Genomic DNA, 23677 nt, shown 5'->3' with positions numbered 1-23677 from the left:
CTTCCCGTCGGGTTCGGTCGTGCGACACGCGGGGATGTGTGTTCGAACCCTGTACCAGTCGTCGCGTGGAGACGACGTGAGCGGCGTGTGACCTGCGTTGCGGTGAAGACGGTGCGAGAGTTGCCCGCTGACGTTCGGGAGTCGGCTGGGCGGATTCGAGGGCCTGGGACCGAGCACCGAGGAAGGGACGTCAGCGTGGAGCGGTGACCGTGGCGACTGCAGGCTGAACCACGTGGGCATCACGGTGCTGGACGAGGCCCGTCACCTTGGACCGTAACGTCGACCTGCTGGTTCGCCGCTGTCTGACCGACCCCGTCGTGCATTCGGGGCCATGACTCAGCTCGGCTTCACCCGCCGCGCCCTCCCCAAGGTCGCGCCGCTGGGCATCCCGGCTCGCTGCAGCACGCCTGCGTGATGCTCGGCACCCCCGTGACGGTCTGACCGGGTAAACAGGCACAAGCCGACATCTGACCACCAGTGTGGGCCCGACCGGTACGCCGGTCGGGCCCACACTGCGTGCAGCGGGTTCCCGTCGCCGTCGCTCAGTGGTCGGAATAACTGAAGTCGCCCACGGTCCAGGCGCTGACGTCCTTGATCGCAACCCGGTACATCCCGCCTGTCTCCGGGATCCCCATAGCGCCCTGGAGGATTCGGGCGACATGGAAGTGCAGATGTGTAGGCGGCCCCTTCGTCGCGGGAGTGTTGAAGACGGCGGCGAACTCGCCCAAGCGGGCGGAATCCGTCAGTACCTCCGAGACCCTCTGTCGCCACACTGCTTCGGGAGCCAGTCGACCGGTGATGACAGCACCACCGGTGACCACGGTCAGGGACATCTGGTTGCTCTGGCCGGACTCCACCAGGGCGGCGAGGTCAACCAGCAGTTCGTCAGGCTTCGACACGACACAGATTATATTCGCCGGCCATCCGGCTGCTTGAGCGGTGACGCCACCAGGCAAGGCAGGCGCTCACGGTCTTGCCGCCGGAGGCCCGGTGAGGACCACAGTCGAGGCATAACGGCACCTGCTGCCGTGCGCCCGTGTCTCGGCAGCCCACGGTCTGCTCGGGCCGGGGGCCGTGCCGGTCCGAGAAACCGGCCCATCCGCGACGATGCCACCGGCTTGACGAGCACGAGAGCGTGGCCGCGGACGAGGAGACAGATCCTCGGTACGGCGCTGAGGCGGCAGCAGGAGCGCCGACCCGCGGATCGCGGCACCCGAGTGCACACTTCCACGAGCTGCTCGATCGTCCCGGAATCGTCGAGGGCGGCGCAGACCCGGTCGAGGCGGATTACCTCGTCTTCGAGTGCGCGAAAATCTATATTGGCCAGAGTAGACATTGGGCTGCGGTGTGGTTAGGGTTTCTCTCGTAGCCGAGATCGAGCGAGGCTGGCAGAGATGAACTGCCGGTCAGTAGTGCAGTAGTTGCAGTCGCAGGACGGTGCGGTGGTGGAGTTCCGAAGCCAGAGTGGTTGCAGGACGGCGACGGGACTGACGACCGGACCGGGTGGCCCGCAGTGATCAGGGGCCGCCATGAGCAGTACGCAGTGGCAGTACCCGTAAGTGCAAGTTCGCAGTACCCAGCAGTGAGGTCATTGAGCGGTACCTCGGTGAAGGCGTCGGCTGCGGGCGCGCGCATCGGGAGGTTCGGCAGTGGGGTTCCAAGCCAGAGCAGACGAAGGACGGGCGACGGGGCTGGCTGCCGAAGAGTGGCGCTGTTCGAGGCCACCAGCAGTTTGCGGTACCAGCAATTCGCAGTTTCCGTCAGTGAGTAGTTGATCAAGAGGGAGAACGGAGGAGCCGAGCGCCATCAGGATCGCCCGGGCGGAAGTCTTGGACCCGGGTACCGCAGGACATCGACAGTGAGGTGGTCTCCGGTCAAGCAACCGCGATCCCCGCGTCCCCGACAGCGTTTCGGTCGGGTTTGCGGAAACAGAGGGCCGGTGCAGTGTCAGGGCCGGCGGATGGTGTAGTTCCTTCGGGGCCCTGGTGCCAGTACGGTGCCAGGGCCCCTCGACGCGTTCCACAGAGAGGTGCAATGACAGCAGACGACACGTTCGGCCGTCTCGACGACGACGATTGCCCCGCCTACACCATGGGCCGGGCCGCCGAGATGCTCGGCACCACACAGGGCTTCCTCCGCGCCATCGGCGAAGCCCGCCTCATCACCCCGCTCCGCTCCGCAGGTGGCCACCGCCGCTACTCCCGCTACCAGTTGCGCATCGCCGCCCGGGCTCGGGAACTCGTCGACCACGGGACTCCCATCGAGGCCGCCTGCCGGATCATCATCCTCGAAGACCAGCTCGAGGAAGCCCAGCGCATCAACGCCGAATATCGCCGCGCCGCCGAATCGGCGAACCCGACGGCAGCAGCATGAGATGAGCGTGCCCGTCAGCGTCGGCGGGCACCGCACGCACGGTCTCGTGCGCGGCTGATCACTTCCTGTGGTGACCCGGAGTGTGGGCGTGTAACGTCTGCGTCAGCTGTCGTGGTTCAGAATTCTCTGCCCGCGCCTTTGCTGTGGGCGTTTTGCTGTGCTGTGCCGCAGGGACCAGGGCGATCACCTCCGTCTGCCACATGGAGTGGGAGGCGTTCATCGACTGGAAGGCATGAGGCATGGCAACGGGAACTGTGAAGTGGTTCAACGCGGAGAAGGGCTTCGGCTTCATCGCCCAGGACGGCGGCGGCCCGGATGTCTTCGCGCACTACTCCGCGATCAACTCCACAGGCTTTCGTGAGCTCCAGGAGGGCCAGTCGGTGACGTTCGACGTCACCCAGGGCCAGAAGGGTCCGCAGGCCGAGAACATCAACCTGGTCTGACCTCGCAGACCTGCCCGAGCGGCGGCCCCCTGGTCTGTGGAGGCCCGGGGCCGCTGCGACTTCGGCTTGAACCTTCCTGACCTCGGTCGCCGCAAGCGTCGTCGGGCACGGAGCCGCATGTCTGGCGCGGCTACCGTGCAACTCGGAGGAACCGACGTTCAGACGCTCGCCCAGGCGTCGAGGAAGGCTTTCCGTCCAGCCGGAACGTCCGACCTGCGGGCTGCGTGCAGCACGCGCCAGGCGGTGAGCTCGAGATCTCGGAGCCACAGTTCTCCGATGACCTGTGTCTTGAGGTCGGGCAGATGGCCGGACTTCGACGAGGGCCTGACCGATCACCTCCCCGACCGCGACGCGCTGGGGCGGGAGCATCTCATCGACGGCCGAGAGGATCTGTCGGGCCAGGGCGGTTCCTTCTCCTGCCAGGGAACGCAGCACCAGAGCCTTGATGCCGACGGGTAGCAGGTACGCGGCGCCCGAAGACCTCCACAGCTCCGACCAGAAGCCTTCTCCTCCCTCGGTGGAAGCAGGCGGCGCGGCTGGCAGCCCGAGGAGATGGCCGGCTTCGTGACGCGAAGCCGGACCCAATTGATGTTCCAACTGGTGGGTCAGGGCAGCGGAGACGTGGGGGCGGACCTCAGGAAGCATCGGCGATCCTTGCGCGTGGGCGAGCGGAGATGCCCGTTCGGTGACCCTGGCCGGCCTGCGTCCCCAGGGCTGACGTCCGATCTCTGTGCCGGGCGCCCGGCCCTGGTGATCGGCTCCGCCATACGCCGGTCAGTGTCCGCCACTCGATTCGACGGCAAGGCGCTTGCGGAAGGTCTTGCCGCCGTCCTTCGACTCGTGGACGCCGTCCTGGGTGGCGGCCAGCACGTGTTCGGCGCCGACCGCGGTGAGCGCCTGGGGCGGGCCGCCCGGCACGGTGGAGACCTTCTTCCAGGTGGTGCCGCCGTCGGTGCTGTGGTTCAGGTCGCCGGCCGGGCCGATGCCGTAGAGGACGTCCGCGGTCTTCCAGGAGAGGAAGGCCAGCACCGGCTCCTTGCCCTTGGTGACCGCCTTGCCGGTAGGGGCCCTGCCTTCCGGCAGGGCCCCTAACAGTCAACGAGGTTGCTCACGGGCCTACTTGAAGGAGCGCAGGCGCAGGCTGTTCGTCACGACGAACACCGACGAGAACGCCATGGCTGCGCCCGCGATCATCGGGTTGAGCATGCCGGCCGCGGCCAAGGGCAGGGCGGCGACGTTGTAGCCGAAAGCCCAGAAGAGGTTGCCCTTGATGGTGGACAGCGTCTTGCGGGAGAGGCGGATGGCGTCGGCCGCCACCCGCAGGTCGCCGCGGACGAGGGTGAGGTCGCCGGCCTCGATGGCCGCGTCGGTGCCGGTGCCCATGGCCAGGCCGAGGTCGGCGGTGGCCAGGGCGGCCGCGTCGTTGACGCCGTCGCCGACCATCGCGACGGAACGCCCCTCGGTCTGCAGTCGCTTGACGACGTCCACCTTGTCCTGGGGGAGGACCTCGGCGATGACCTCGTCGATGCCGACGGCCTTCGCCACGGACTCGGCGACGAGCTGGTTGTCGCCGGTCAGCAGGACGGGCTTCAGGCCCAGCCTGCGCAGCTCGGCGACCGCCTCGGCGCTGGTCTCCTTGATCGCGTCGGCGACGGTCAGGACGCCGCGAGCCTCGCCGTCCCAGGCGACGGCGACTGCTGTACGGCCCTCGGCCTCCGCTGCGGCCTTGGCCTCGGCCAGCTCGCGCGGCAGCTCGATCATCCTCCCCCACTCTCGACTTCGCTCGAGCGGGGGGACCCCCATGGCGAGGAGCTTCTCGCGTCCGACAAGGACGGCGTGCCCGTCGACGACGCCCTGGACGCCGAGGCCGACGACGTTCTCGAAGTTCTCGGGCACCGGCAGGCTGCCGGCCCGCTCGATCGCTCCGGCGGCGATGGCCTGGGCGATCGGGTGCTCGGAGGCGTGCTCCAGCGAGCCCGCCAGCCGCAGCAGTTCGAGCTCGTCGACGCCTTCGGCGACGTACACGTCCTGCAGTGTCATCCGGCCGGTGGTGACGGTGCCGGTCTTGTCCAGGACGACGGTGTCGACGCGGCGGGTGGACTCCAGGACCTCGGGGCCCTTGATGAGGATGCCGAGCTGGGCACCGCGGCCGGTGCCGACCATGAGCGCGGTCGGGGTGGCGAGCCCGAGGGCGCACGGGCAGGCGATGATCAGGACGGCGACGGCGGCGGTGAACGCGGCGGTGGCATCGCCCGTGGCGCCGAGCCAGCCGCCGAGAGTGGCGACCGCGATGAGGAGCACGGCCGGGACGAACACGGCGGAGATCCGGTCGGCGAGGCGCTGCACGGCTGCCTTGCCGTTCTGCGCGTCCTCGACGAGCTTCGCCATCCGGGCGAGCTGGGTGTCGGCGCCGACGCGGGTGGCCTCGATGACGAGTCGGCCGCCGGCGTTGACCGTGGCGCCGGTGACGGCGTCGCCGACGGTCACGTCGACGGGTACGGACTCCCCAGTGAGCATGGAGGCGTCCACAGCCGAGGCGCCTTCGATGACGGCGCCGTCGGTGGCGATCTTCTCGCCGGGCCGTACGACGAACCGGTCACCGACAGCCAACTGCCCGACGGGGATGCGTACTTCCTTGCCGCCACGCAGTACCGAGACGTCCTTCGCGCCCAGCTCCAGCAGAGCCCGCAGTGCCGCGCCCGCCTTGCGCTTGGACTTCGCCTCCAGATAACGCCCGGCGAGGATGAAGGCGGTCACGCCGGCCGCGGCCTCCAGGTAGATGGCGGAGGAACCGTCCGAACGCGAGATGGTGAACTCGAAGCCGTGCCGCATGCCGGGCATCCCGGCGTGCCCGAAGAACAGCGCCCACAGCGACCAGCCCAGTGCGGCGAGGGTGCCGATGGACACCAGCGTGTCCATGGTCGCGGCACCGTGCCGGGCGTTCGTGAGCGCGGCTTTGTGGAACGGGAAGGCGCCCCACACGACGACCGGGGCGGCCAGAGTCAGCGACAGCCACTGCCAGTTGTCGAACTGCAGGGCCGGGACCATCGCCATCAGCACGACGGGCACGGACAGCGCCAGCGACACGAACAGCCGCTGCCGCAGCGAGAGCAGCTCGCCGTCCGCAGCCGTCGGGGCCTCGTCCTGCGCCCTGTTCCCGGTGGCCGGGGGCGGCGGTTCCTCGGCGGTGTAGCCGGTCTTCTCGACGGTGGCGATGAGGTCGGCGACCTCGATGCCCTCCGTGAACGAGACCTTCGCCTTCTCGGTGGCGAAATTGACGGTCGCGGTGACGCCGTCCATCCGGTTGAGCTTCTTCTCGATGCGGGCGGCGCAAGAGGCACAGGTCATGCCGCCGATGGAGAGCTCGACCTCGGAGGCGGGCGTGGACGCTGCGCGGGGGGACGTGTTTTCGGGAGCCGTGCTGGTCATGCGTATCTCCTGGGAGAGGCCGGAACGCACGGCGTCCGTATCAGCGGAGCGGTGCGTCCCGGCGCGGGAGGCAATGCGCGGTATGTGGGCCGGATGCCCGGACAGGACCTTCAGTCCCGGCCGACGAGCTCATAGCCGGCCTCGTCGACGGCGGCCCGGACGGCCTCCTCGTCGAGCGGGACGGCGGAGGCGACGGTCACCTCGCCGGTCTTGGCGATGGCCTGGACCGCAGTGACGCCCTCCAGGGCGGATATCTCCTGACTGACTGCGCCTTCGCAGTGGCCGCAGGTCATGCCCGAGACCTTGTAGACGGTGGTGACGCCGACGCCCTGGACGTCGGTCCCGGTGCCCGAGCCGCAGGAGCCGTCGGAGGAGCAGCAGGATCCGGAATTCGTCTGGGTGGTCATGGGTGCTCCCTCAGGGTGTGGATGCGTGGGGCTGCCGTCGCGAGGGCTGCTTCCGCGGTCCTCCCGACGATGCAGAGACTATACCCCCTAGGGGTATGGTGAGCCTGTGATCCCACTCACACGCACACGAGGCCGGCGGGTCCGGTGAGGCGTGTGCTCGTGGCGTACCGACGTGTGCGTGCCCTTCATGTGCGCCGCAGTGAACGGGAAGCTCGCGGCCGTGCGCCGCAAGGGCTTTGGTGAGAGGTGTAGTGGGTGGTGAGCGGTGACAGTGGCGGGCGGTCGGCACCGTGATCGCCGTCTCCGGAGCTGTGTGGCGTTTTCATGGCGTGGCCCGGCCGCGGAGCCGTGGTCGCTCTCGGGTGGCGGGAGGCGCCGCTGCTGCCGGCCGGTACCGTCTGCCTGGCGCTCCGCCTCTCGCTCCGTCCTGGTGTAGGGGCGAAGCGGGCTGAGGGAGGGAAGGTCGCGGTTCCGTTACGTGGGCCGTGGGCTGTAGTGGCTCAGGAACATGTCGACGCCGCTGGTGAGGAGACGGTCGGTGAGGTCGTCGTCGATATGTGTGCCGTAGGAGCCGAAGACCATATGGGGGAAGGCCAGGAGCGCGTAGAGCTGGATGATGGCCGTCTCCAGATCCGGGATCACCAGTCGGCCCTGGTCCGCCAGGGTGCGCAATGCGTTCGCGACCGCGGGATGGTGCCCCTCGGGTCCGTGCTGCTGCCAGGCCCGGCCCAGCTCGGGAAAGCGCTGCGCCTCGGCGGCCACGAGATTGCGCAGCGCCGCCACCTCGCGATTGGTGCGCACTGAGTGGACCCAGTTGCGTGCGGCGTCGAGGAGGGCCGTGCGGAGGTCCTCGGCCTCCGCCAGCCGTTCGAGAGCAGTCGCCGCATTTCCCGCGAGGGGTTCGTCGAGGGCGCCCGTGATCACCGCTGTCAGGAGCCGGCCCATCTCTTCCCTGCCCTTGCCCCCTGCTCCAATAAATCTCGGGTGTGTGTTCCTCGGCCTGCCGCTTTTCTACTAAAGATGTTCGTAGAATGTTCGCGCAGTCGACCTCATCCCCCGTTTACCCCCGTGGGGTATATTGACCGGCAGTACTCTCGACAGGAAGCCCCCGGTGCAGTGACGGCAGTCCCGGCAGCCCTCGCCTCGCGGACTCGCGCCCCCCGTGGCGTCGTCCGCTGGACCCGTGCTGCCGTCATCGCCCTGTTCGCCGCGCTCGCCGTACTGATTCACCATGAGGCGGCGGCCGCGCCCATGGCCTCGTCACCGTCGTCCGCCGTACACGTGATGCCCGGGGGCATGGTGATGGCAGGCAATCCCGCACTGCGGGCCATGGAGATGTCCCGGCACACGCACCGAGACGCGGCCGCGGAGCAGGCGGCCGCTGCGCTCGCCGGACCCGCTGCGGACGGCACCGAGAGCGCGCCATGTGTCGGCATGGCCATGCAGCACTGCGCGCCGGCGAGCGTCGGCGAGTTCACCCTCGTGCCGCCTGCGGACTCGACGGTGCCGTGGGGCCTCGACGCTTACGGCCCCGCCGCCCTTGGTGCGGCGCAGGCCGGGGCGGTGGGCCGGGCGCCCCCGGATCTGTCCGTTCTCTCTCAGTTGCGCATCTAGGCCGTGCCCAACGGCCTCCTCGCCGCTTTCTCATGCCGAGGAGCCGTCTCCGCACGTGTCGTCCCATGCGTACAGAGAGATTTGAGGTCAATCGACATGAACAGCATCAACCGCCGCTCCGTCCTGCTGGCCGGCCTCGGCGTCGCGGGCGCGGGCGCGCTCGCCGCCTGCAGCGCCGGCTCAGGCAGTACGCCTTCCCTGGTCAGCCCCTCCGGCTCGGCGGTCGCTGCCGCAGAGAAGAAGCGCCCCAGCACCGGCAACGTGCGCAACGTGACCCTGACCGCCGCGCCCGCCACGCTCGACCTGGGCGGTGGTGTCATGGCCAAGAGTTGGGCCTTCAGCGGCCGGACCCCGGGCAAGGAGATCCGGCTGTCCGTCGGCGACACGCTGGCCGCCGAACTCTCCAACCAGCTGCCGAACAAGACCACCACGTCCATCCACTGGCACGGCCTCGCCCTGCGCAGCGACATGGACGGCGTGCCCCCGGTCACCCAGCAGGCGGTGCGGGCGGGCTCCACCTTCACCTACCGCTTCCTCACCGATGCCCCCGGCACCTACTTCTTCCATCCCCATGTCGGTGTTCAGCTCGACCGGGGCCTGTACGCGCCGCTGATCGTCGAGGACCCGAAGGAGCCGCTGTCGTACGACGACGAGTGGGTCGTCGTCCTGGACGACTGGGTCGACGGTGTCACCGGCACGCCCGACGAGGTTCTCGCCGAGCTGAGGCAGGGCATGGGCGCCATGGACATGGGGGACGGCTCCGGATCCGGCAGCGGCCACGGTGGCCATGACATGGGGGACATGGAGGGGATGGACATGGGCGACGGTTCCGCCTCTCCGTCCGCCTCGTCCTCGTCCGGCGGGATGTCCATGAGGTTCATGCTGATGGGCGCCGAGAGCGAGCTGCTCGGCGGCGACGCCGGTGATGTGAAGTACGCGTACCACCTGGTCAACGGACGCGTCCCCGCGGACCCGGACGTCTACCGGGCCGAGCCCGGCAAGCGCGTACGGCTGCGGATCATCAACGCGGGCGGCGACACCGCGTACCGGGTGGCGCTGGGCGGCCACAAGCTGACGATCACCCACACCGACGGCTTCCCGGTCGAGCACCAGCAGGTCGACGCCCTGCTGATCGGCATGGGCGAGCGCTACGACATCCTGGTGACCCTCGGCGACGGCGTCTTCCCGCTGGTCGCCGTGGCAGAGGGCAAGAACGCCGGCGGTATGGCCCTGGTCCGTACCGGATCCGGCAGCGCGCCGCAGCCGTCCGTCCGGCCGAAGGAACTGAACGGCAGGATCCTGACCGCCTCCCAGCTGAAGGCGGCGGACGACGTCCGGCTCGCGTCGAAGAAGGCGGACCGGGTGCACCGCATCGAGCTGACCGGCGGCATGGGCACATACAACTGGGCCATCAACGGCAGGGCGTTCGACATGGACGACCCGTCCGCGAACCCCGTCCTCGTCGAGGAGGGCCGGCGGGTCCGGCTGGACTTCGTCAACACAACGGAAATGTGGCATCCGATGCATCTGCACGGCCACACCTACCAGCTCGCAGGTGGCGGCCCGCGCAAGGACACCGCCATCGTGCTGCCGAAGAAGACGCTGTCGGTGGAGTTCGACGCGGACAACCCCGGCCAGTGGATGCTCCACTGCCACAACGCGTATCACGGCGAGGTCGGGATGATGGCGCTGGTGGCCTACCAGGCGTGAACGCCGGCCGTCTCGCGTGCCGGCCGGTCCGCCGGCCGGCACAGGGCGGGTAAGCCCGGAACGCGGCTGATCGCTGCGAACGAAGCGGCGTCGCTTTGTTCACCGACTTTCGGCATCAGCTGTTCAGCAGCCCGGGAGGCACCCTGACGGTGTCGTGTTCGATGTTCACGAGAAGCAGCAGCACTGTGCCTCGGCCGGGCGAAGGGCGTGGTACGGGCTTCCGGTGGCGTCACCGGGACACTCGCAGCGAAGGGGAGGGCATCCACTCGTGGACCTGGGCATCATTGGGCAGGCCGCCGGGCTGTTCGCCGTCACCAACATCGACGACATCCTGATCCTGGCGCTGTTCTTCGCCCGGGGAGCCGGTCACCGCGGCTCCACCCGCCGCATCGTGCTGGGCCGGTATGTGGGCTTCGCCGCGATCCTCGCCGTGGCGGTGGCCGCCGCGTTCGGAGCGACCTTCCTGCCCGAGTCGGCCATCCCCTGTCTCGGCCTGCTGCCTCTCGCCCTCGGCCTCAAGGCGGCCTGGCAGGCATGGAAGGATCACCGCGAGGGCAGTGCGGACGAAGAGGAGGCCCAGGCCAAGGAGGGCGGCCCCAGCCCGCTGGAAGTCGCCGCGGTCACCTTCGCCAACGGAGGCGACAACATCGGCGTCTACGTGCCGGTGTTCGCCACCGCGGCATCGGCGGGATGAGCGTGTACGCCCTGGTGTTCCTCGTTCTGGTGGGCGTGTGGTGTTTCGTCGGCCGCTTCTTCGCGACCCGCCCCCTCGTTGCCAAAGCCCTCGCTCGGTGGGGGCACATCCTGCTGCCGCTGCTCCTGATCGCCCTCGGCCTGCTCATCCTCATCGAAGGCGGCGCCATCGGGCTGTGAAGCACCTGGGACACGCAGCGCGCGGGTGCTTCGGCGTCGTGCGTTGGTGTCGATATCCGGCCGTTCGATGATGTCACCGGGCTGGAGGTCCGACCGCGAGACCTTCCGGCCGGCCGAGTACTGCTGCTGCACGGTGTGCGGCAGCGAAACTCCGGCGGCACGCCACGCCGCGCCCGTCAGTCCGGAGCAGTCGTAGGAGCCCGGTCCGGTCGCCCCCCACTCGTACGGCTTGCCGAGCTGGGCGTAGGCGAACTCGATGGCGGTGCGGGCGTCCGCTGGCGGGGCCGTTGTTACATGATCTCTGCCTCGAGGTCCCCCAGCCGCATGCCGTCGCTCCCTTTCGCTGCACTACGCAGCCCCATAGTAGAAGCTTCATCAGCGGCCCCATGCCCGCATCCGCGGCTGGGACCCCTGCGCTCTCGGGGGAGTCGGGATCGACAGGGAAGGGCTGTCGAGCGCCGCCGCGCGGGTCAGGCGGCTCGGCGGACGGGCTCGTCGGCGCTGACGGCGGCCGGTGCCGGCGGGGCGGGAACGCGGCCGGGAAGAGCGATCGGCAGACGCAGGCGTTTCAGCGCGAGTGCGTTCACGGCCACGATGACGCTGGAGCCGGACATGGACAGGGCGGCGATCTCGGGCCGGAGGACCAGGCCGAAGGCGGGTTCGAACACCCCGGCGGCGATCGGCAGAGCGAGGGCGTTGTAGCCGATGGCCCAGCCCAGGTTCTGGCGCATCTTGCGCAGGGTGCCGCGGCCGATGCGCAGGGCGGTGGGCACGTCCAGCGGGTCGGAGCGCATCAGGACCAGGTCGGCGGTCTCGATGGCGACGTCGGTGCCCGCGCCGATGGCGATGCCGAGGTCGGCCCGGGCCAGGGCCGGGGCGTCGTTGACGCCGTCGCCGACCATGGCGACCGTGCGGCCGGTGGCCTGCAGTTCGGAGACCTTGGCGGCCTTGTCGCCCGGCAGGACCTCGGCGATCACCGTGTCGATGCCCAGCTGCTCGGCGATCCGCTCGGCGGTAGCCCGGTTGTCGCCGGTGAGCATGACCACTTCGATGCCGAGGGCGTGCAGCTCGGCCACGGCGGTGGCGGAGGTCTCCCGGGGTGCGTCGGCGATGCCGATCAGGCCGGCAGCTCGCCCGTCGACGGCGGCGATCACGACCGTACGGCCGGTGGCGGCCAACTCCTCCCGCTTCGCCGCTAGTTCCGTCAGGTCGACGTTCTCGCGTTCGGCCAGGCGGCGGTTGCCGACCACGATCCGGTGGCCGGACACGGTGGCGATGGCTCCGTGACCGGGGACGCTCGCGAAGCCCGCCGCGAATTCCGTCACGTGCTGCGTCGCCTCCGCATGGCGTACGACGGCTTCGGCGAGCGGGTGTTCGGACTCCCGCTCCACCGCCGCGACCAGGCGCAGCAGCTCGCCTTCGTGGAAGCCGCGAGCGGTGACCACGTCGGTGACTTCCGGCTCGCCCTTGGTGAGCGTGCCGGTCTTGTCCATGACGACGGTCTGGATGCGGGCGGAGGTCTCCAGCCCCATGGCGCTCTTGAACAGCACGCCGCGCTTGGCGCCCAGACCGGTGCCCACCATGATCGCGGTGGGCGTGGCCAGCCCGAGCGCGTCCGGGCAGGTGATGACCACGACCGTGATGGCGAACAGCATGGCGGCACCGAGGGAGCGGTCGGTGGCCAGCAGCCAGACGGCCAGCGTCGCGGCCCCGCCGATCAGCGCGACGAAGACCAGCCAGAACGCCGCCCGGTCCGCGAGCCGCTGTCCCGGGGCCTTGGAGTTCTGGGCCTGCTGGACCAGCTTGACGATCTGGGCCAGGGCGGTGTCCGTGCCGACCTTCGTCGCCCGCACGCGCAGCGTGCCGTTGGCGTTGATGGTGGCACCCACGACCTGCGAGCCCGGCTCCTTGTGCACGGGCAGACTCTCGCCCGTGACCGTCGACTCGTCGACCTCGCTGCTGCCTTCCTCGACCACGCCGTCGACGGCGATCTTCGCGCCGGGGCGGACCAGCAGCAGGTCGCCGACGACCACCTCGGCGGTGGGCACCTCGACCGGCTCGCCGTCGCGCAGCACGAGCGCCTTGGGCGGGGCCAGGTCGAGGAGGGCGCGGATGGCGTCGTTGGCGCCGCCGCGGGCACGCATCTCGAACCAGTGGCCGAGCAGGACGAAGGAGGTCAGCACGGTGGCCGCCTCGTAGAAGACGTCTCCGCCGCCGGTGAGCGTGACGATCAGGGAGTACAGCCAGCCGGAGCCCACGGCGACCGCCACCAGCACCATCATGTCCAGGGTGCGGGCCCGCAGGGCCCGTAGCGCACCGTCGAAGAAGATCACGCACGAGTAGAAGATCACCGGAAGGCTCAGCAGCAGCGCCCACACGTCCTCCCGCAGCCCGAACGGGACGGGCACGTCCAGGTGGAAGACGTCCTCGCCGATCGGCGACCAGATCACGATGGGGATCGAGAACAGCGCCGCGACCAGGAAGCGGTTGCGCATGTCGGCCACCATGGCCGCCATCGACATGGCGCCGTGCCCGCCGTGGCCCATCACCTCGTGGGGCGAGGGCGTCGCTTCCTCGTGCTCGTGGGCGGCGTGGTCCGCGGGCGCGGCCGGTTCGTGGACGTGAGGCGCGGCTGTCGTCTCGGGCCGCACGTTCGCGGGGCCCGCGTGCACGCCCGGCGGCGGCGCGCTCGGTGCCGTTGCGGTCGGGGCGGGCGGCTCCGGCTCGGCCATCGGATCGCAGACATGGGCCGGGACGGACTGACCCGCGCAGTGCAGGCCGCACTCCTGCACCCAGTCGCGCAGCTCCGCCAGGGACGTGCGCCTTGGGTCGAAGACCACCGTCGCCGTCTGCGCCACCGGGTTTGCCTCGACATCGAGCACGCCGGGCCGTCGCCCCAGTACGGCGGTGACAGCGCTCTGCTGGGAGGCCCAGTTGAGACCCCGTACGTCCAGCACCGCGGTACTGCATTCCTTGGGAGTACGGGCGTACCGGGGCTCGGAGGGGCTGGCGTGACCCTCATGGCCTTGGTGTTCCGTGTGATGGTCGTGCACGGTCACTTCTCCTTCGCAGGGCGGGCAGTGGCACCCTCCCAAGGTCGAGGGATGCGTGGCGGACCGGCGAGGGCGGTCACGATCCGGGCCGCCTGGACGCCGGTGGCGATCAGGGCGAGCGCGCTGACGAGTACGAGAATTCCGGAGCCGAGCCCGGGCTGGGAGCGCGGCGTCTGGTACAGCGCGCCCATGGTCGGCACAGCCAGCATGGTCATCGCCCAGAACCAGCGCCGGGCGCGAAGGGCGTCGACACGCGAGTCAGAGTGGTGGGCGGCGTTCATCAGTGGCCCTTCGGGTTGGGGCACCCATATTTCGACGGTGCGCGAAAGGAGGGCCGGCAGCAACACAACGGCGGCTTTGCCTCGGCGGCATCCGGTGGCGTCGGGGACGGGGAGGCGTGGTCCGTGGGAAGAACGGGTCCTCCTGGAGTTCGCGGAGGCGGTGGTCGGCTGGTGGCCGCCGGTGTGCCGCTGGGGGTGTCGCCGAAGGCGTCGACGAACGCGTGCACCAGGGCGGCGGCGGTGCAGCCGACTCCCCAGGGCCCCCAGGCCGCGGCTGGTGCGTCGGTGGCCAGGAGCGGGACGAGCGGGAGTACACAGACGATCACGAGTGCCGACGTCGCGCTCCGGGAGCGGTACGCCTTGGTCACGCAGCGATGGCGCACACGCCTGAGGTGGAAGGCGCTGTGCCCGGTGACGAGAAGTTGGACAGCGATCAGGGTCCAGGCCATGGCGATCACGGCTGTCACCTCCGGGCGCTGGTGTGATGCTGAGGCGCGGGCGGCTGGTCGCCATGCGACATGGGCGAGTGGCCGTGGCGCTTTCCGTGGCGGGCCCGGAAGGCGGGGGTGTGGGTGGCGTACGCCACCCAGTCGGCGCCGAGCCTCTCGGCGACCGCTGCGCGGCGCACGGACGCGTCGCATCGGGCTCACGATCATTGGGCCGGCGGTGCGGTCCGGCTTGGTCCGGTCGGCTGCTCAGCCTTCCGTCTCGCCTGCGGTGAGGGCGGCGAGAGCGGCGTCGAGGCGGCGGGTGGCCTCCTCGGCAACCGGGCGCAGGGTGTCGAGTTCGGTGAGGGCGACCATCGTGCCGGGGTCCAGGGCCTGTACGGCCGTGCTGTCGCCGTCGCGGCGGACGACCACGTTGCACGGCAGCAGCAGGCCGATGGAACGGTCGGTGTCCAGGGCACGGTGGGCGAGGGGTGGGTTGCAGGCGCCGAGGATGACGTAGTCCTCCATGTCATGGTCGAGCTTGGCCTTGAGAGTGGCGGTGACGTCGATCTCGGTGAGGATGCCGAAGCCCTGGTCGGCGAGGGCGTCGCGGGTGCGGGCGACGGCGGTGGCGAAGTCGGTGTCGAGGCGGACTGTGCGGTCGTGGCGCATGGGCGAGGCCCCTTCTCGGCGGCTTGAGCGGGGCGGGACGAGTGTCCGGCCCTGTGCGAGGTACTCGTAGGGCGTTTCCGGGTCTTTCCTGCCCTTGGAAATACCCCCCGGGGTACTTGTGTTACCTTCGGAGGCATACCCCCTGGGGTAATTCTTCGCTGGAAGGGAGCACAGCGTGTTCTTCGTCGACACGATCGAGGTGTCCGGGCTCGGCAACCGTGGCTATCTCGCCGGCGGTGAGCGAACGGCCGTCGCGGTCGATCCGCCCCGCGACGTCGATCAGATGATCGCGGCCGCGGCTCGGCGCGGGGTGCGGATCTCGCACGTGGTCGAGACACACGTGCACAACGACTACGTCACCGGTGGCCTGGAGCTCGCCCGGATCGCGGGTGCGGACTACCTCGTGCCGGCCGGGGCGCGGGTGTCGTTCGAGCGGACACCTGTGCGCGACGGTGATGTCACGGCCCTCGACACCGGCCTGGCGCTGCGCGCGCTGGCCACCCCCGGGCACACCCCGCACCACACCTCCTACGTACTGGAGGCGAACGGCACGGCGGTCGCCGTGTTCACCGGCGGGTCCCTGCTCATCGGCACCGTCGGCCGGCCCGACCTGGTCGAGCCGCGGCTGACGGAGCGCCTGGCCCGTGCCCAGCACGCGTCCGCGCACCGGCTGGCCGCCGAGCTCCCGGACGACACCGCCGTACTGCCCACGCACGGCTTCGGCAGCTTCTGCTCGTCCTCCCAGGCCGAGGGCAGTGACACGACCATCGGCAAGGAGAAGGTGTCCAACGAGGCGCTCACCCGGGATGTCGACAGCTTCGTCGCCGATCTGCTGGCCGGCCTGGACGACGTGCCCGCCTACTACACGCACATGGGCCCGGCCAACGCCGCCGGACCCGCGCCCGTCGACCTGACCCCGCCCGCCGTCGCGGACGCCGACGAGATCGCCGAGCGGCTGGACGCGGGGGAGTGGGTGGTCGATCTGCGCAACCGGGTCGCGTTTGCCGCCGGGCACGTCTCCGGGTCCTTCAACTTCGAGGTGGAGGGGCAGCTCGCCACGTATCTGGCCTGGCTGATCCCGTGGGGCAAGCCGGTCACGCTGCTCGCCGAGTCGCCCGCGCAACTCGCCGCCGCCCAGCGGGAGCTGGTCCGGGTGGGCATCGACCGCCCCGCCGCCGCGGCCACGGGCGGCCCGGCCGACTGGGTGCGCGAGGGCGAGGAGCCGGTTTCCTTCCCGAGGGGCACCTTCGCCGACCTTGCGGGACGGGGCGCGGACGTCGTCGTCCTGGACGTGCGCCGGACGTCGGAGCGGGCCGACGGATATGTCGAGGGCTCGGTGCACATCCCGGTCCACACCTTGCACCGCCGTCTCGACGAGGTGCCAGACGGGCAGGTGTGGGTGCACTGCGCGGGCGGAATGCGCGCCGCGATCGCCGCCTCCCTGCTGGCCGCCTCGGGCCGTGACGTCGTCGCCGTGGACGACTCCTTCGACGCGGCCGAGAAGGCGGGACTCGCCCTGCGGACCCCCTGACGACGCCGGCCGCCGCGGGAGCCGGCCGATCTTCCCTGACGACGTGACGAACAGGAGCCAGAAACCGAGATGAGCATCTTCCGACGGGCCCGCAGCGGCCCGGGGCGCGTGAGTGCGCAGGAGGCAGCCGCACGCACCGGGCACGACAACGCCGACGGCGGCGGTGACGCCGTACTGCTGGACGTGCGCGAGCCCTACGAGTGGCAGGCGGGTCATGCGCCGCGCGCCGTGCACCTGTCCCTGTCGGCGCTGGCCGCCGGGGCGGGGCTGCCCGCACCTGCGCAGGCGCGGCCCCTGATCGTGATCTGCCGCTCCGGCAACCGGTCCCGGCAGGCCGCCGAACTGCTCGTCGCCCGCGGCTCGGAGGCCGTCGACGTGGTCGGCGGGATGCAGGAGTGGGCCAAGGCGGGGTTGCCGGTGGTCGACGCGGGTGGTCGGAACGGCACGGTCGCGTGAGCGCTCTCCTCCTCGCCCTGGGCGCCGGGGCCGTGATCGGTCTGGCGCTCGGTGCGCTGGGGGGCGGCGGCAGTGTCCTGGCCGTCCCGGCGCTGATCTACCTGCTCGGCTTCAGCCCGGTCGGGGCGACGACCGCGAGTCTGGTCATCGTCACGCTCACCTCGGTCACCGCGCTGGTCGCGCACGCTCGCGACGAGCACGTGAACTGGCGTACCGGGCTGCTGTTCGCGGCGGCCGGGATCGGCCCGGCGATGCTGGGCGGCGCGCTCGCCGGACGCGTTCCGGCGGGCGTACTCACGGCCGCGTTCGGTGTCGTCGCGGGAGCGGCCGCCGTGCGTATGCTGCGGTCCCGGCCCGCTACGGAGGGGGCCGTGACGGTACGGCCGGGGCGGGCGGCTGCGGCCGGTGCCGGCCTCGGTGCGGTCACCGGTGTCCTGGGTGTCGGCGGCGGCTTCCTCGCCGTACCGGCGCTGGTGGGGGTGCTGGGCATGCGGATGCGGGAGGCGGTGGGCACCAGCCTGCTGGTCATCACCGTCAACTCGCTGGCTGCACTGTCGATGCGGGCCGGCACGGTCGAGGGGCTGGACTGGGCGGTGGTCGGCCCGTTCATCGGGGCCGCGATTCTCGGCGCCTGGGACGGCAAGCGGCTGGCCGTGAAGGTCTCCGGGCGCACGCTGCAGCGGATCTTCGCGCTGGTGCTGCTGGCCGTGGCGGCCTTCATGCTGATCGACGCGCTGCTGTGACGGCCGCCGCCGCGAGCACCTTCAGGCCAGGGACAGGAACAACTTCTCCAGCCGGGCGCGCATCGCCACAGGGTCCTCGCCGTTCTTGCGACCTGACTCCATATCCGCCACGCACTGCTGCAGGCCCGTCGCGATGATCGCGAAACCAGCCCGGTCCAGCGCACGCGAGGCGGCGGCGAGCTGCGTGACGACGTCCTCGCAGTCGCGTCCCTCCTCGATCATCCGGATCACACCGGAGATCTGGCCCTGCGCCCGGCGCAGCCGGTTCAGCACGGCCTTCAGGTCCGCACCCTCAAGCTCCAGTTCCACGATCACTCCTAGATAAATACCCCTCGGGGTACTGTACGTCCCGGTTCGGGACGGCGTCGACCATTAAGGATCACACCTGCCATGACGAACACCCCCGCTCCCGTCGCCCTCGGCGCGGACCAGGCCCGCACCCGGCTGCACGAGCTGACCGTCATCGACGTGCGCACGCCCGCCGAGTACGCCTCGGGCCACCTGCCCGGCGCCCTCAACATCCCCCTGGACCACGTCCGACGGGCGCTGCCGGAGATACGGCACGCCGCCGAGCGCGGCGACGTCCTCGTCGTGTGCGCCTCAGGCGCCCGCTCCGAGAACGCCTGCAAGCTCCTGGCCGAGCAGGGCGTCACCACGGCGACCCTCGTCGGCGGCACCGGTGCCTGGGCCGCCGAGGGGCACGATCTGCACACACCGGCGGCCTGTGACACCCGTTCCGGCTGGAGCATGGAACGCCAGGTCCGGTTCACGGCCGGCGCCCTGGTGCTCCTCGGCCTCGTCCTCGGCCTGCTCCTGCATCCGGCCCTCCTGCTGATCTCGGCCGGTGTCGCTGGCGGCCTGGTCTTCTCCGCTCTCACCGACACCTGCGGCATGGCGGTCGTGCTCGGCAAGCTGCCGCACAACCGCCCGCGCGCGGCCGACCTCGACGCCGCGCTCGCTGCTCTTCGCACTCGCTGACCCCGACGTTCCGGGGCGCCCTTCATGCTTCGCGGGCGTCCCGGGCGTCAGCTCGCCTCCGCAGAGCCCGCGGCGGCCTTCCGGCGCACGTCGTCCATGTCGACGGCGCGGATCTTCCCGATGAGTTCCTCCAGCGCCTGCGGCGGCAGCGCGCCCGGCTGCGAATACAGGACTGTCCGGTCGCGGACGGCCATCAGGGTGGGGATGGAGGAGATCCGGAAGGCGCCGGCGAGTTCGGGCTGCGCCTCGGTGTCGACCTTGCCGAAGACGATGTCCGGGTGGCGCTCGGACGCCTTGTCGTAGACGGGGCCGAACATCCGGCACGGTCCGCACCAGGCGGCCCAGAAGTCGATCAGCAGGATGTCGGAGCCGGTGACGGTCTCCTCGAAGTTGTCCTTGGTCAGTTCGACGGTCGGCATGGGTTTCCCTCCGCTCCTGTATACCCGGTGGGGTATCTGTGTCTGTTCGGTTCAACCGGTGCCGGTGCGGGTTTGTTCCACGCAGGCGGGCGGGAGCGGGAACCAGCGCATGCGCTCGAAGTCGGCCGGCAGCCCGGTGGGGCCGTCGTCGAGCCGGTCGGACGAGTGGCCAGTACCGCGCGGGCACGGGCGAGTTGACCGGCCGGCGCCTCTTCGCCCAGTCGGTGATCGCGGGCAGACGGAGCGGAGTAGTTGAAGTTGACGCGGGCCCAGCCGGGCTTGATGCCGTCGCCACGACGTAGTTGTGGTGCAGACAGGAGTGCTCTCCGTGGCGGATCCGGAAAGAGACGATGGACAGCCGACGGGCGTGGTGGTCGCCGAGGATCTCGATGCCGCGGTTGCTCTCCCGGACCGAGAGCGCGCGCCGCCAGTGGCGTTCCTCCGCGACCTGGATGGTCTCGGTTCCCACCGCCTGCTTGAGGGCGAAGACCAGTCCGGCCCGGATGGACTCCACGATCGCGGGGGTGCCGCCCTCCTCCCGGGCCACCGGGTCGTCGAGATAGCGGTGGCCGAGCGGGTCGACGAAGGCGACCGTGCCGCCGCCGGGAGCCGCGGGCACCCGGTTGCGCACCAGCTCGCGCCGGACGACCAGCATCCCCGGGGTCTGCGGACCGCCGACGAACTTGTGCGGGGACAGGGACAGCGCGTCCTTGTGGTTCCCGGCCCCCGGCGAGCTCTCGGCTGGATCGGGATGTACGGTGCCGCCGCCGCGTAGTCCCAGAAGGGCGGCGCGCCGTACACGTGCAGCAGACGCGTGATGCGGTCGGTGTCGGTGAGGATGCCGGTGACGTCGGACGCGGCGGAGAAGCTGCCGATCAGCAGTGGACGGTCGGCGTACCGCCGTAGCCCTGCTTCGAGTTCGGTGAGATCGATGTGGCCGTCGGCGTCCTCGTCGATGACCACGACGTCGGCGATGGATTCGCGCCAGGGCAGTTCGTTGGAGTGGTGCTCGTAGGGGCCCACGAACACCACCGGCCGCTCGTCCGGCGCCGGGCGGTCCGGGCGGCGCAGCTGGAGGATGCCGATCAGCTTGTTGACCGGGCCCCTGATCCGCAGAAGATCACCAGATCGCGCTCGGTGCCGCCGACCGCGTCCCGGATGATCCGGCGGGCGTCCTCGCGCAGCCGGGTGGTCTGCAGCCCGGTGCTGGAGCTTTCGGTGTGGGTGTTGCCGTAGCGCGGCAGCACCTGCTCACGGACGAAGTCCTCGACGAAGTCCAGGGAGCGTCCGGATGCGGTGTAGTCGGCGTAGGCGATCCGGTTCGGGCCGTAGGGGCCCTCCAGGATCTCGTCGTCGCCGAGGTCGTACTCATGGCGTCAGCTCGATGTCGATCTGGGGCGGCTGGTGGAGGGTGTTGTGGACCGTGCAGTGCGAGGCCACGGCCAGCAGGGCCGCACGCCGCTGCTCGGGCAGTTCCGGCGGCGGGACGATGACAAGGCGCAGGGAGGCGACCCGGGCCGGGCGGTCGGTGGCCATGGTGAAGTCCGTGCGGACGCGCAGCCCGGTGCGGGGCAGGCCGTGCCGGTGGAGGTAGCGGCCCGCGTAGAACGCCACGCAGGTGGCCACGGAGACCGCGAAGAGCTCGGTGGGGGTGGGTGCGGTGTCCGTGCCGCCCGCCTCCAGGGGCTGGTCGACATGGAGGCGGTGTCCGCGGACGTCCACGGTGTAGGCGTCGCCTTCGACGTGAATGACCTCCATGCGATGCATGTCCTCGGACTGAGGGTGGCCCGTGCCGAGGGTCTGAGGTGTGCTGCCGGTCATGGCCGGGCCCCTCTCTCTGGTGTCGACTGCTCCGGACTCCAGTCGACCGCTGAGCGCGGGATGGAGTGAGGGGCCGACGGGGTGCGTCGGGGACCGTTCGGCCCACGCGCCTGCTGGTGCGTCAATATACCCTGCTGGGTATTTTGTCAGGGTGTTCACGGCGGGCACATGGGTCCTGGGGCCAGTGGGCCCGGTCGAAGACATACCCGGGTGGGTACTCAGGTGGGGACCAGTGGCCCATGACCGTCCGTCATCGTCCGCACGACAGTGGGGGCATGGGCAAACACATAGTGGTTCTCGGCGGCGGAACCGCCGGCACCATGACGGCGAACCGGCTGTGCCGCACACACGGTGCGAGCGAGCACCGGATCACCGTGGTCGACCAGGACGGCGACCACGTCTACCAGCCCGGCCTGCTCTTCGTGCCGTTCGGGCTGGCCCAGCCGCATCACCTGGTGCGTTCCCGTCCCCGGCAGTTGGACGCGGCCGTCGACTACAAGCAGGCGAGCGTCGATCGGGTCGACCTGGACGCGCGGACCGTGCACCTCGCCGGTGGCATCCGGCTGCCGTACGACGTCCTCGTGGTCGCCACCGGGGCCAGGCTGCTGCCGGAGGAGACCGAGGGGCTGACCGGCCCCGGCTGGGGTGAGAAGGTCTTCACCTTCTACGACCTGCCCGGCGCCGTCGGTCTGCACGACGCGCTGGAACGCTTCGAGGGTGGCCGCCTGGCAATAGATGTCGCCGACCTGCCCCTCAAGTGCCCCGTCGCGCCCTTGGAGTTCGCGTTCCTGGCCGACTGGTACTTCCGGCACCGGGGCATCAGGGGCCAGGTCGAGCTGACGTACGCCACCCCGCTCGACGGGGCGTTCACCAAGCCGGTCGCCGCCAGGGCGCTGGGCGGGCTGCTCAGGGACAAGGGCATCGAGCTGGTCACGGAGTTCACCCTCGGCGAGGTCGACGGCGAACGCGGGCGGCTGGTGTCGTACGACGAGCGCGAGGTGCCCTTCGACCTGGCCGTCGTGGTGCCGCTGCACGGGGGCGCGGAGTACGTGGAGCGTTCCGAGGGTCTGGGCGACGAACTCGGCTTCGTCCCCGTCGACCCGCACACCCTGCAACTCCCGGGCCGTCCCGAGGTGTTCGCGATCGGCGATGCGGCGGGTCTGCCGGCGTCCAAGGCGGGGTCGGTGGCCCACTTCGAGGGTGAGGTGCTGGTGCACAACATCGGCCGCTTCCTCGCCGGGCAGCCGCTGGACGCCTCCTTCGACGGGCATGCCAACTGCTTCGTGGAGACCGGCTTCCACAGGGCGCTGCTGATCGACTTCAACTACGACACCGAGCCGCTGCCCGGTCACTTCCCGGGTCCGGTCGGTCTGCCGCTGCTGAAGGAGTCGCACGCGAACCATCTCGGCAAGCTCGCCTTCGAGTGGCTGTACTGGCACAGCCTGCTGCCCGGCCGGGAGCTGCCCGGGATCGGCTCGGCGATGCCGGAGCACGGCAAACGCCGCGTATTCGACTGAGAATCATGTGTCCGTCCGAGGCCGCATGTCCGTTCGAGGGGAGAGGACCCCGCCATGCCCACCATCACCTACGCCGACACCCCGGTCCCGATCGACGACGAGGGCTTCTTCACCGATCCCGACCGGTGGACCGAGCCGATGGCCGAACAGATCGCCAAGGAGTCCGGCATCGAGCAGTTGACCGACCGGCACTGGACGGTCATCCGCTTCATGCGCGAGCAGTACGCGGCCAAGGGCACCGGCCCCACCGTGCGCGTCCTCGGCAAGGCATCCGGTGTAGGCGTCAAGGAGCTCTACCAGCTCTTCCCCAAGGGCCCGGCGAAGACGGCCGCGAAGATCGCCGGGATCCCCAAGCCCCGCGGCTGCATCTGAGGAGCGTGAGCCGTCATGACCGGTGCCGCCACGATCGAGAAGGTCTCGATCATCGTCTCCAAGGGCTCCCTGGAAGGGATCTACCCCGCCCTGATCATGGCCAACGGCGCCCGCGCCGAAGGCATCGAGGCCGACCTGTTCTTCACCTTCTTCGGCCTGGACGCCATCACGAAGAAGCGCTGGGAGCACATCAAGCTGGCCACCGTCGGCAACCCCGGCCTGCACCTGCCGACTCTGCTGGGCGGCATGCCGGGGGTCCCGGACCTGGTCACCCGCTACATGGAACGCAAGATGGACAAGCTCGACATCCCTCCGATCCCGGAGTTCATCGAGATGATCGCCGACACCGGCGCGGGCATCTACGCCTGCAAGGCATCCGTCGACCTCTTCGAACTCGACAAGGACGACCTGGTCGAGCAGGTCCAGGGCATCATCACCGTCGGCGAGTTCTACGAGCACGCGGCCGGCAGCCAGATCATCTACACCTGAGATGGCCGGCACAGGTGCCGGGCGCGGCCTGCCGGACGGGATGCGGCGGGTGTCGGCGGTGGTCGCCC

Annotated in this window: 25 protein-coding genes and 4 pseudogenes; 13 read left to right on the top strand and 16 right to left on the bottom strand. The window is 70.3% G+C overall.

Annotated features, from left to right (window positions below; translation table 11 throughout):
* Positions 1-542: 542 nt before the first annotated feature.
* On the bottom strand, positions 543-899 hold the full coding sequence (locus P8T65_RS08905; protein ID WP_316724840.1) for a hypothetical protein: 357 nt from the start codon (positions 897-899) through the stop codon (positions 543-545).
* Positions 900-2034: 1135 nt separating this feature from the next.
* Between P8T65_RS08905 and P8T65_RS08900 the strand changes: the two genes are divergently transcribed.
* The 3 genes from P8T65_RS08900 (at position 2035) to P8T65_RS08890 (ending at position 3275) form a co-directional block, all read left to right on the top strand.
* Positions 2035-2373 (top strand): MerR family transcriptional regulator, encoded by a 339-nt coding sequence (locus P8T65_RS08900; protein WP_316724839.1) that lies wholly within the window; start codon positions 2035-2037, stop codon positions 2371-2373.
* 239 nt (positions 2374-2612) lie between these two features.
* Positions 2613-2816, top strand: coding sequence for a cold-shock protein (locus P8T65_RS08895; RefSeq protein WP_316724837.1), 204 nt, complete (start codon positions 2613-2615; stop codon positions 2814-2816).
* Positions 2817-3092: 276 nt separating this feature from the next.
* The gene (locus tag P8T65_RS08890; RefSeq protein ID WP_316724836.1) at positions 3093-3275 is read left to right on the top strand and encodes a hypothetical protein; all 183 of its coding nucleotides are present in this window, start codon (positions 3093-3095) and stop codon (positions 3273-3275) included.
* A gap of 315 nt (positions 3276-3590) precedes the next feature.
* Here P8T65_RS08890 and P8T65_RS08885 read toward each other — a convergent pair whose 3' ends face one another.
* The 4 genes from P8T65_RS08885 to P8T65_RS08870 form a co-directional block, all read right to left on the bottom strand.
* A complete protein-coding gene (locus P8T65_RS08885) occupies positions 3591-3845 on the bottom strand; it encodes a hypothetical protein (RefSeq protein ID WP_316724834.1) in 255 nt (84 codons plus the stop codon).
* An 87-nt stretch (positions 3846-3932) separates the two neighbouring features.
* The gene (locus P8T65_RS08880) at positions 3933-6245 is read right to left on the bottom strand and encodes a heavy metal translocating P-type ATPase (protein ID WP_316724832.1); all 2313 of its coding nucleotides are present in this window, start codon (positions 6243-6245) and stop codon (positions 3933-3935) included.
* 110 nt (positions 6246-6355) lie between these two features.
* On the bottom strand, positions 6356-6652 hold the full coding sequence (locus P8T65_RS08875; RefSeq protein ID WP_316724831.1) for a heavy-metal-associated domain-containing protein: 297 nt from the start codon (positions 6650-6652) through the stop codon (positions 6356-6358).
* A gap of 474 nt (positions 6653-7126) precedes the next feature.
* Positions 7127-7597: a TetR/AcrR family transcriptional regulator C-terminal domain-containing protein gene (locus P8T65_RS08870; protein WP_316724830.1), complete on the bottom strand. Its 471-nt coding sequence runs from the start codon at positions 7595-7597 to the stop codon at positions 7127-7129.
* A 171-nt stretch (positions 7598-7768) separates the two neighbouring features.
* On the opposite strand from P8T65_RS08870, the gene P8T65_RS08865 reads away from it, so the two are divergent.
* The 3 genes and pseudogenes from P8T65_RS08865 (at position 7769) to P8T65_RS08855 (ending at position 10849) form a co-directional block, all read left to right on the top strand.
* Entirely contained in the window at positions 7769-8266 is a 498-nt protein-coding gene (locus P8T65_RS08865) for a hypothetical protein (RefSeq protein WP_316724828.1), read from the top strand.
* 96 nt (positions 8267-8362) lie between these two features.
* Positions 8363-9976: a multicopper oxidase family protein gene (locus tag P8T65_RS08860; RefSeq protein ID WP_316724827.1), complete on the top strand. Its 1614-nt coding sequence runs from the start codon at positions 8363-8365 to the stop codon at positions 9974-9976.
* 268 nt (positions 9977-10244) lie between these two features.
* Positions 10245-10849 (top strand): annotated as a pseudogene (locus P8T65_RS08855) (cadmium resistance transporter).
* A 126-nt stretch (positions 10850-10975) separates the two neighbouring features.
* Here the strand turns inward: P8T65_RS08855 and P8T65_RS47225 are convergent.
* From P8T65_RS47225 to P8T65_RS08830, 5 genes and pseudogenes are all read right to left on the bottom strand, one after another.
* Positions 10976-11029, bottom strand: a pseudogene (locus tag P8T65_RS47225) (hypothetical protein); the annotation flags it as partial.
* Positions 11030-11319: 290 nt separating this feature from the next.
* The gene (locus P8T65_RS08845; protein WP_316724825.1) at positions 11320-13902 is read right to left on the bottom strand and encodes a heavy metal translocating P-type ATPase; all 2583 of its coding nucleotides are present in this window, start codon (positions 13900-13902) and stop codon (positions 11320-11322) included.
* Positions 13903-13904: 2 nt separating this feature from the next.
* Complete coding sequence (locus P8T65_RS08840) at positions 13905-14183, bottom strand: hypothetical protein (RefSeq protein ID WP_316724824.1); 279 nt, start codon at positions 14181-14183, stop codon at positions 13905-13907.
* Positions 14183-14641 carry a hypothetical protein gene (locus P8T65_RS08835; RefSeq protein ID WP_316724822.1) on the bottom strand — a complete coding sequence of 153 codons (459 nt, stop codon included), beginning with the start codon at positions 14639-14641 and terminating at the stop codon, positions 14183-14185. Before P8T65_RS08835 ends, P8T65_RS08840 begins: the two co-directional genes overlap by 1 nt.
* A gap of 237 nt (positions 14642-14878) precedes the next feature.
* Entirely contained in the window at positions 14879-15283 is a 405-nt protein-coding gene (locus P8T65_RS08830) for a DUF302 domain-containing protein (protein WP_316724821.1), read from the bottom strand.
* 175 nt (positions 15284-15458) lie between these two features.
* On the opposite strand from P8T65_RS08830, the gene P8T65_RS08825 reads away from it, so the two are divergent.
* From P8T65_RS08825 to P8T65_RS08815, 3 genes are all read left to right on the top strand, one after another.
* Positions 15459-16814: an MBL fold metallo-hydrolase gene (locus P8T65_RS08825; RefSeq protein WP_316724819.1), complete on the top strand. Its 1356-nt coding sequence runs from the start codon at positions 15459-15461 to the stop codon at positions 16812-16814.
* 69 nt (positions 16815-16883) lie between these two features.
* Positions 16884-17270, top strand: coding sequence for a rhodanese-like domain-containing protein (locus P8T65_RS08820; RefSeq protein ID WP_316724817.1), 387 nt, complete (start codon positions 16884-16886; stop codon positions 17268-17270).
* A complete protein-coding gene (locus P8T65_RS08815) occupies positions 17267-18013 on the top strand; it encodes a sulfite exporter TauE/SafE family protein (protein WP_316724815.1) in 747 nt (248 codons plus the stop codon). Before P8T65_RS08820 ends, P8T65_RS08815 begins: the two co-directional genes overlap by 4 nt.
* A gap of 21 nt (positions 18014-18034) precedes the next feature.
* Here P8T65_RS08815 and P8T65_RS08810 read toward each other — a convergent pair whose 3' ends face one another.
* The gene (locus P8T65_RS08810) at positions 18035-18322 is read right to left on the bottom strand and encodes a metal-sensitive transcriptional regulator (RefSeq protein ID WP_316724814.1); all 288 of its coding nucleotides are present in this window, start codon (positions 18320-18322) and stop codon (positions 18035-18037) included.
* A gap of 81 nt (positions 18323-18403) precedes the next feature.
* Here P8T65_RS08810 and P8T65_RS08805 point away from each other — a divergent pair, with 81 nt between their 5' ends.
* Positions 18404-18991 carry a rhodanese-like domain-containing protein gene (locus P8T65_RS08805; protein WP_316724813.1) on the top strand — a complete coding sequence of 196 codons (588 nt, stop codon included), beginning with the start codon at positions 18404-18406 and terminating at the stop codon, positions 18989-18991.
* 47 nt (positions 18992-19038) lie between these two features.
* On the opposite strand, the gene P8T65_RS08800 is transcribed toward P8T65_RS08805, so the two are convergent.
* From P8T65_RS08800 to P8T65_RS08780, 5 genes and pseudogenes are all read right to left on the bottom strand, one after another.
* On the bottom strand, positions 19039-19410 hold the full coding sequence (locus P8T65_RS08800; protein WP_316724812.1) for a thioredoxin domain-containing protein: 372 nt from the start codon (positions 19408-19410) through the stop codon (positions 19039-19041).
* Between the two features lie 376 nt (positions 19411-19786).
* Positions 19787-20065 (bottom strand): annotated as a pseudogene (locus P8T65_RS08795) (aminotransferase class V-fold PLP-dependent enzyme); the annotation flags it as partial.
* 146 nt (positions 20066-20211) lie between these two features.
* Positions 20212-20433, bottom strand: a pseudogene (locus tag P8T65_RS08790) (aminotransferase class V-fold PLP-dependent enzyme); the annotation flags it as partial.
* Between the two features lie 62 nt (positions 20434-20495).
* Positions 20496-20657 (bottom strand): hypothetical protein, encoded by a 162-nt coding sequence (locus tag P8T65_RS08785; protein WP_316724811.1) that lies wholly within the window; start codon positions 20655-20657, stop codon positions 20496-20498.
* Between the two features lie 121 nt (positions 20658-20778).
* Positions 20779-21231, bottom strand: coding sequence for an OsmC family protein (locus P8T65_RS08780; RefSeq protein ID WP_316724809.1), 453 nt, complete (start codon positions 21229-21231; stop codon positions 20779-20781).
* Positions 21232-21506: 275 nt separating this feature from the next.
* Here P8T65_RS08780 and P8T65_RS08775 point away from each other — a divergent pair, with 275 nt between their 5' ends.
* The 3 genes from P8T65_RS08775 to P8T65_RS08765 are packed head-to-tail and all read left to right on the top strand — an operon-like array spanning position 21507 to position 23609.
* Positions 21507-22748, top strand: coding sequence for an FAD/NAD(P)-binding oxidoreductase (locus P8T65_RS08775; RefSeq protein WP_316724808.1), 1242 nt, complete (start codon positions 21507-21509; stop codon positions 22746-22748).
* 54 nt (positions 22749-22802) lie between these two features.
* Entirely contained in the window at positions 22803-23120 is a 318-nt protein-coding gene (locus tag P8T65_RS08770) for a TusE/DsrC/DsvC family sulfur relay protein (RefSeq protein ID WP_316724806.1), read from the top strand.
* A gap of 15 nt (positions 23121-23135) precedes the next feature.
* Complete coding sequence (locus P8T65_RS08765; protein ID WP_316724804.1) at positions 23136-23609, top strand: DsrE/DsrF/DrsH-like family protein; 474 nt, start codon at positions 23136-23138, stop codon at positions 23607-23609.
* Positions 23610-23677 lie beyond the last annotated feature (68 nt).

Source organism: Streptomyces sp. 11x1, from assembly GCF_032598905.1.
Lineage (GTDB): Bacteria > Actinomycetota > Actinomycetes > Streptomycetales > Streptomycetaceae > Streptomyces.
This window is presented reverse-complemented; position numbering and strand designations above follow the sequence as displayed.

Coding starts and splice junctions, on each gene's coding strand:
- P8T65_RS08900 (WP_316724839.1), top strand. CDS start 2,035: ATGACAGCAGACGACACGTTCGGCCGTCTCGACGACGACGATTGCCCC.
- P8T65_RS08895 (WP_316724837.1), top strand. CDS start 2,613: ATGGCAACGGGAACTGTGAAGTGGTTCAACGCGGAGAAGGGCTTCGGC.
- P8T65_RS08890 (WP_316724836.1), top strand. CDS start 3,093: ATGACCTGTGTCTTGAGGTCGGGCAGATGGCCGGACTTCGACGAGGGC.
- P8T65_RS08880 (WP_316724832.1), bottom strand. CDS start 6,245: ATGACCAGCACGGCTCCCGAAAACACGTCCCCCCGCGCAGCGTCCACG.
- P8T65_RS08875 (WP_316724831.1), bottom strand. CDS start 6,652: ATGACCACCCAGACGAATTCCGGATCCTGCTGCTCCTCCGACGGCTCC.
- P8T65_RS08870 (WP_316724830.1), bottom strand. CDS start 7,597: ATGGGCCGGCTCCTGACAGCGGTGATCACGGGCGCCCTCGACGAACCC.
- P8T65_RS08860 (WP_316724827.1), top strand. CDS start 8,363: ATGAACAGCATCAACCGCCGCTCCGTCCTGCTGGCCGGCCTCGGCGTC.
- P8T65_RS08840 (WP_316724824.1), bottom strand. CDS start 14,183: ATGAACGCCGCCCACCACTCTGACTCGCGTGTCGACGCCCTTCGCGCC.
- P8T65_RS08830 (WP_316724821.1), bottom strand. CDS start 15,283: ATGCGCCACGACCGCACAGTCCGCCTCGACACCGACTTCGCCACCGCC.
- P8T65_RS08820 (WP_316724817.1), top strand. CDS start 16,884: ATGAGCATCTTCCGACGGGCCCGCAGCGGCCCGGGGCGCGTGAGTGCG.
- P8T65_RS08805 (WP_316724813.1), top strand. CDS start 18,404: ATGACGAACACCCCCGCTCCCGTCGCCCTCGGCGCGGACCAGGCCCGC.
- P8T65_RS08800 (WP_316724812.1), bottom strand. CDS start 19,410: ATGCCGACCGTCGAACTGACCAAGGACAACTTCGAGGAGACCGTCACC.
- P8T65_RS08780 (WP_316724809.1), bottom strand. CDS start 21,231: ATGACCGGCAGCACACCTCAGACCCTCGGCACGGGCCACCCTCAGTCC.
- P8T65_RS08775 (WP_316724808.1), top strand. CDS start 21,507: ATGGGCAAACACATAGTGGTTCTCGGCGGCGGAACCGCCGGCACCATG.
- P8T65_RS08770 (WP_316724806.1), top strand. CDS start 22,803: ATGCCCACCATCACCTACGCCGACACCCCGGTCCCGATCGACGACGAG.
- P8T65_RS08765 (WP_316724804.1), top strand. CDS start 23,136: ATGACCGGTGCCGCCACGATCGAGAAGGTCTCGATCATCGTCTCCAAG.